A 2,568-nucleotide genomic window follows, 5' to 3' on the forward strand; every position below is an offset into this window, starting at 1 on the left:
CGCTCAAAAATTCACGCGAATGCCCGCCATCACCGCCAGTTGCCGGCTCGAATTGCTGTTCGCGAGCACCGGAATCTGGGCGTAGTTCACCGCGTTGCCGTCCGCATCGGTGCCGAGCCCCTTCCCGCTCGAGATCTGGCCGATCGCGACGGCATACAGCGCCGTGCGCTTCGACAGGCTGTAGTTCGTGCCGACGTTCACCTGGTGGAACCGCGTCGTGCCTCGCCCGTCGGTATGCGCGGCATTGAAGATATAGGCGACGCCGCCCTGCAGCGCGGGCGTGAACATGTAGGTGGCGTTCAATTCGCCGATATCGAACGTGAACGCCTGCGTGCGCGGCTGCGCGGCGGTCGAGAAATAGCGGCTGTCGCCGAGGCGCGTATGCGTATAGGTAAGCGCGATCGTCGCATCGCCGAACGTGACCGACCCGCCCGCGCCGAACGCGCGCATCGAGCCGGCATCCTGCAGCAGGCAGTACATCGCACCCGGGTTGCTGCACGCGAAATCGCCGATATAGCCGCTCGCGCCGCCGAGCGCCGCGTCGAGCGGCTGGTGCAGGTCGAGGTAGCCGACCGAGAACGCGACCGGTGCGCGCGTGTACGTCGCGGCCACCGCATAGCCGCGCTTCGCGGAGAAATCGCCGGCCTGCCCGCCGAAGCTGAACGTGCCGCCGAACGTGAGGCCGTTGAAATCGGCGCTGGTGAACTTCACCGCGTTGTTGAAGTTGAATGCGGCGTTCAGGTTGTCGACGTCGCCGAGGTGCGAGCCGTAAGGCGTCGCCCAGTTGTTGCTCGACACGTACGCGCCGAGCATGTCGGTATACGTGTCGTACTGGCGGCCGAGGCCGAGCGTGCCGATCCCGTCCTGGCGCAGCCCGACCCACGCCTGCCGGCTGAAGGCCGTGCCGCCCTGCAGCGCCTGCCCGTTCGCCGACAGGAACTGCTGCTCGAGCGTGAACACCGCATTGAGCCCGCCGCCGAGCGGCTCGGCGCCCTGGAAGCCGAAGCGCGACGGCACGAGGTTGCCGCCGCCCATCTGCCATGCATGGCCGCCGCCCGTGCTGCCGTCGGCGCGCGTGAACTGCTGGTTCGTCGAGTAGATGATGCCGGTGTCCACCGTGCCGTACAGCGTCACGCTGCCCGAGGTCTGCGCGTGTGCGTGCATGCAACCCAGCGTCGCCGCAGCCGCGGCCAGTCGTCGTCCGATCTTCATGTCCCGCCCCTCTGTTGTCATCGATTCGCAGTGCAGATCGATGGGGTTATCGATATGGGTGACAGGACTCTATCCAGCGAAAATTCAGGACCTCTATCGCAAATCGGCAAACAGTCGCACGCATTGCCCGCGACGTTGCCCGGCGGCGCCGTCGCGGTGCGCGTGCGTCATTCGGGGCGGGTCGTCTGGGACGGCAGCTCGCCGAACAGGTCGCGATACTCGCGCGCGAAATAGCCGAGGTGCGTGAAACCCCAGCTCGCGGCGGCCTCGCCGACGCCGAGCTGCTGCACGGACGTCGTGCGCAGCATGCGGCGCACCGCGTTCAGCCGGATCGTGCGCAGATAGCCGACCGGCGTGACGTCGGCCACGCGCTGGAAGCTCGTTTGCAGCGTGCGGCGGCTGCAGCGCAGCGCACGGCACAGTTCGAGCACGGTGACAGGTTCCTCGGGGCGGTCGCGCAGATGCTTCTCGCAACGGCTCACGATATCGCTGTAGGTGGCGTGCGTGATGTCGCGGCGCTCGACGCCGATGCCCTGCTCGAGCGCATCGAGGAACATGCCGAGCATCGCGTCGCGGAACATCTTGCGGGTGGCCGCGTATTCGAGGTGGCCCGGATTGCGCTGCGCCTCGTCGATCAGCGCCGACAGCCGCACGCCGAGCGCGACGCCCTGCTCGTCGGACAGCCGCGTCACGTGGCGCAGCTTGCGCGCGCCGGATGCGCCGAATTCGGCTTCGCACAGCTCGTCGACCATGTCGGACGCCGCGCTGATCCCGACGAGCCCCATCCCTTCGGGCGTGTGGAATTCGAAATCCTCGCCGGCGCGCAGCGCGAGCAGCGCATAGCCGTCGACCGGCTGACCCTGGAACGTGCCCGCGAGCGGCACGGACAGCGGCACCGCGAGCGACGTGCGCCCGGCCGGTGCGAGCCCGGTTTGCGCGACACGCCGGTTGGTCGTTTCGCGGAAGAAGTGGAAATCGTCGTACAGCACCTGCGTGACGGTGCCCTTGAAGCGGCCCGGCGTCATCTGGCGATAGACCTGATGCCAGCCCGCGATCGCGAGCCCGTGATCGTGCACGTCTTCGTGTGAGCGTGACTGGAACAGCATCGGCATCTCCGGTGAAACCCTTAAACGCGGCCGCCGGGTTCGCCCGGCGCGCAACGCCACAGCTTACCCGTGCAAAATCCTGCGCAGTGCGGTTTCGAACGCAAGACAGGCCGCCGACAACGCGGCGGCCTGCTCGCCCGTCAGGCGGACGTAGCGGCGGAACGACGGCATCCGGTTCACGACCTCGCTGCCGCCGAACGGCACGATCGCGAGCGTCCAGCGGCCGTCGCGCGCGTCGATCGTGCAGTCG

General features: G+C 67.8%; 3 protein-coding genes. All 3 read right to left on the minus strand.

What is annotated here, in order from left to right:
- Positions 1-3: 3 nt before the first annotated feature.
- Complete coding sequence (locus JYJ84_RS33835) at positions 4-1,212, minus strand: porin (protein WP_122947571.1); 1,209 nt, start codon at positions 1,210-1,212, stop codon at positions 4-6.
- Between the two features lie 167 nt (positions 1,213-1,379).
- The gene (locus JYJ84_RS33840; protein ID WP_122949567.1) at positions 1,380-2,318 is read right to left on the minus strand and encodes a helix-turn-helix domain-containing protein; all 939 of its coding nucleotides are present in this window, start codon (positions 2,316-2,318) and stop codon (positions 1,380-1,382) included.
- A gap of 63 nt (positions 2,319-2,381) precedes the next feature.
- Positions 2,382-2,568: DUF3156 family protein (locus tag JYJ84_RS33845; protein WP_205190073.1), on the minus strand; the 187-nt coding region annotated here is incomplete at its 5' end.

It is taken from the genome of Burkholderia sp. LMG 13014 (genome assembly GCF_905232215.1).
GTDB lineage: Bacteria > Pseudomonadota > Gammaproteobacteria > Burkholderiales > Burkholderiaceae > Burkholderia.

Coding starts and splice junctions, on each gene's coding strand:
- JYJ84_RS33835 (WP_122947571.1), bottom strand. CDS start 1,212: ATGAAGATCGGACGACGACTGGCCGCGGCTGCGGCGACGCTGGGTTGC.
- JYJ84_RS33840 (WP_122949567.1), bottom strand. CDS start 2,318: ATGCTGTTCCAGTCACGCTCACACGAAGACGTGCACGATCACGGGCTC.